Consider the following 3,448-nt stretch of genomic DNA (forward strand, 5'->3'; position numbering starts at 1 on the left):
GTGTGCTCTGCGAGGCTTTTTTCGGCAAGCCGAAAAGCCATGCCTAAGCATGGCCAAAAACAATCCTTGGGCGCCGCCCAAACCCGCTGGGGAACTCTTCCCCAGACCCCCTTCATCACCCCCCCACCCCCGATCTTCGGGGGCTGCCCCTTCGGCGGGCGCAAACAAACGGGCGTTTGTTTCCTCCTTCAGGCTCTGGGATAGATGAGTTTGTCAACTCCTTATCCTCATTCCGCTATCGCTCCATTCCGGTACCGTTGACAAACGCCACGGATTCACGTTTTTAACCTTACCTATTTAACGAATAGGATATTTCATGAACGGAAAAACTAAAAATACTCAACTAAACTATGGGGAGGTCTAAATAAAATGGTTAACACGATGCTGGCTTGCTTTGTATTTATGAATTCTGTATTTTTCACAGCGATAGAACCAAATATAGAGTTAAAAAGTGAATTATCTAAAGTCGAAGAAAACGTAGATTTTAAAGTTTTTATCCCAGAAAATTATAACCAATGGAAATTAATAATAAAGTCGCTTGCTTTTGATAAAAAAAATCCAGATAGCGTATTGATAACTTTTGAAGACAAAGAGACTAAAGGGAAATACATTTTTGAATGTATTCAAACAAAATCGAATGGCGATCATCCGGAAAATGGAAGTATAGTTAATGTTAATCATAACAAGGCAAGATTTACTCCCTGGGCTGCATCTAGAAATAATCAGAAACCTGTTGGTGGCATTCTAACATGGAATCAGAATGGAACTAATATCGAGATGAAAAGCTCTTATCTTACAAAAGAAGAAATGATTCAAATAGCTAAAAAAATGAAATAAAAACAGCCCCTATTTTAGATGGGCTGTTTTTATTATCTTGAAAAACCTTCTAAAGTAAACTTAAAAGTAAAAATATTACAAATGAACCCCCTTGTTTTGGGGAGGTAGCTGGCTCGTCGTGTGGGGGCGAAACCCCGCGAATTTAGCGTTACAACACTTTGTTAAAGAGCTTTTTCTCGATCGGAAGCACTGGCGGTTTTTGGCGGTATCATATTCAAAGCAAGCTCAACCCCTAGGTTCCTCGTTTTGGGTGTGGTGAGCTTGGCGAATGGCTAGTACCGCCAAAAAATGCGGAGAGCAAGGGGGAAAGGGTGGAGATTTTTCAGCGCAGCGTTTTGAAAAATACTACCCGAACCTTGCTTGGAGCATAGCCCTTTAGGAGATATAGAAAGGAACCCTTCAAAAACGTTGATGTATCAACGTTTTTGAAGGGTAAATGTAACATAGCTTGTGATACGTTTATGTAACATAGCTTGTGTTACATATTTAGACATAACATACCATTTTTGTCTTTACATGTATCATGAAATGTTATACGATGTAACACAAATAATACATATAGGTATCAAGGTTAGTGATACATAAGGGAGGTAAACTTATGAATGCGGAGGTTCTAGAAACGGAAAATAAAAAGGACGAAGAAAAAGTCATATTAGAGTTAAACCAAGACGAATTTAAGAAATTACAAAGGTTATTAGAATTACAGGAAGAAAACCAACAAGAAGAAGAAAAAAGAAAATCAGAAGATAAAAACGCTAACTTTGTTCAATTATATCGAGAACACATGCCTGAATTACGTTGGTTGATGTCTAATCATGCTTTCCCTAGTTCCTTACTTTTTTTCATTTTAGAACACATGGATAATCGTAATGCTTTAGCTTGTTCCTATGCTGTATTTGAAGATTATTTTGGAAAATCAAGAATGACAATCTATAGAGCTATTAAAGTATTACAAGAAAATGGATTTATTGATGTTTTAAAGATGGGAACCTCTAATGTCTATTTAGTAAACCAAGATCTTGCTTGGACAGACTATAATTCAAATAAAAAATACTCAAAGTACGACGGTAAAATCCTTGTAAGTAAGAAAGAAAATAAAGATTATGAATATCGAAGTCAATTTGACCGTTTCAAATTATTAAGAGAAAGAGAAAATTTAAAATAAAAAGCCTTTAACCAAGGCTTTTTATTATTTCAATGGCAATATTTCCATATTATCGCTCCATCCCTCTATTTTTTTCTTTTTTGACCTCGCGCTTATAAGTCTTTTCAAATTCGCTCCCAGTGACTTTCTCCTTCACCTTGCCCACAAAATCCTTAAAAGCGTTTTTAAAGGCTCTCACGTCCTCTGTAATCTCTTTTAAAAACTCTTTGGTACTTTGATATAAAAAATGAATTTCCTGCCGTAATTCGTGATTCTGAGAGCGAAGAGAATAGTTTTCCTCACTTAGCCGTTGGTTTTCCTTCTCTTTTTCCTTCAAGTTTTTTAAAGTCCCATTCAGCTGACTCGCCAACTTCTGATTTTCTTTAGCGAGATCCATACGGAGAATTTTCTCCATCCGGCTTTTCAGCTGCTTGTTGTCCCTGGCAGCTGCCACTAACTGCTTGAACTCCTTTTCAGGCATAAAAATATTGCCCGTCGGCTGTTTCCTGATTTCTTTTTTGGGAAGACCGAACAGGTTTCTTTCCTCTGTTTTGACCTCCACTTTTTTCATTTCTCTTTTAGCAGAGACTTGAACCTCGTCTGAAATTTCTTCGTTTAAAATTAACAATTCATTTTTCTTACCCGAAAGCTTTTTTTCTAGTGAAGCGATCTCTTTTTCGAGCTGTTCCTTCGCTGTTTTTCGCTTGAAATCTTGGACCGATAAATGTTCCCGATCAAATCCCTTTTCTCCCCGTTCCAACTCAAAACCCATCTTCTGCATATGTTCAGGGAACTTATCTTGAAGCCAAAGCAGTTCCTGACGATTAAACACGTTTTTACTTTGAAGTCTGCCATCACGCATAGGAACCACTCCCATGTGCATATGAGGTGTTTTTTCGTCCATGTGCACGACCGCATAAGCAATATTCTGTTTTCCATACCGCTCTTGAAAGAAAGCTAGACTGTCCTCAAAGAACTTTCTCGTCTCGTCCGGATCAAGCCGGTTAAAAAATTCCCTGTCGGATGTGACCAGCAGCTCATTGACGAGTACCGCATCTTTTCTGGTTTTTCTGGTTCCTGTTTTTTGCGATTCAATGATTTCTTTCACCCGCTGATTAAAATCGATCGGATCCTCATTGACCAAATCATAATTTTCACAAGAGCGCTTTTTATCGATATCCGGATTCGTCCGGCTCTCTCGTTCGCGTTGATGATGAAACTGCATCCCCTTCAAATCGTACGCCTTCATCTTCTCCATATGAACGACTGCATAACTCAATTTTTCGCACTCCTTTCGACACACCAGAGTACCCGTTTGTCGGCGTCTACTTCCATGTAAAGTATATCACACTATACTTTACATACGTAAAGCGTGTGCTCTGCGAGGCTTTTTTCGGCAAGCCGAAAAGCCATGCCTAAGCATGGCCAAAAACAATCCTTGGGCGCCGCCCAAACCCGCTGGGGAAC

3 protein-coding genes are annotated in these 3,448 nt (G+C 39.0%); 2 read left to right on the forward strand and 1 reads right to left on the reverse strand.

Going from position 1 to position 3,448, the window contains the following annotated elements:
• Positions 1–369: 369 nt before the first annotated feature.
• Together B1A98_RS19815 and B1A98_RS19820 are read left to right on the forward strand one after the other, a co-directional pair.
• The gene (locus tag B1A98_RS19815) at positions 370–837 is read left to right on the forward strand and encodes a DUF4367 domain-containing protein (protein WP_041102157.1); all 468 of its coding nucleotides are present in this window, start codon (positions 370–372) and stop codon (positions 835–837) included.
• A gap of 598 nt (positions 838–1,435) precedes the next feature.
• Entirely contained in the window at positions 1,436–2,002 is a 567-nt protein-coding gene (locus B1A98_RS19820; protein ID WP_041102161.1) for a replication/maintenance protein RepL, read from the forward strand.
• 49 nt (positions 2,003–2,051) lie between these two features.
• Here B1A98_RS19820 and mobV read toward each other — a convergent pair whose 3' ends face one another.
• Positions 2,052–3,260, reverse strand: coding sequence for a MobV family relaxase (gene mobV / locus B1A98_RS19825; RefSeq protein WP_041102163.1), 1,209 nt, complete (start codon positions 3,258–3,260; stop codon positions 2,052–2,054).
• Positions 3,261–3,448 lie beyond the last annotated feature (188 nt).

This window comes from Pseudobacillus badius (assembly GCF_002189605.1).
GTDB classification, from domain to species: Bacteria; Bacillota; Bacilli; order Bacillales; family Domibacillaceae; genus Pseudobacillus; species Pseudobacillus badius.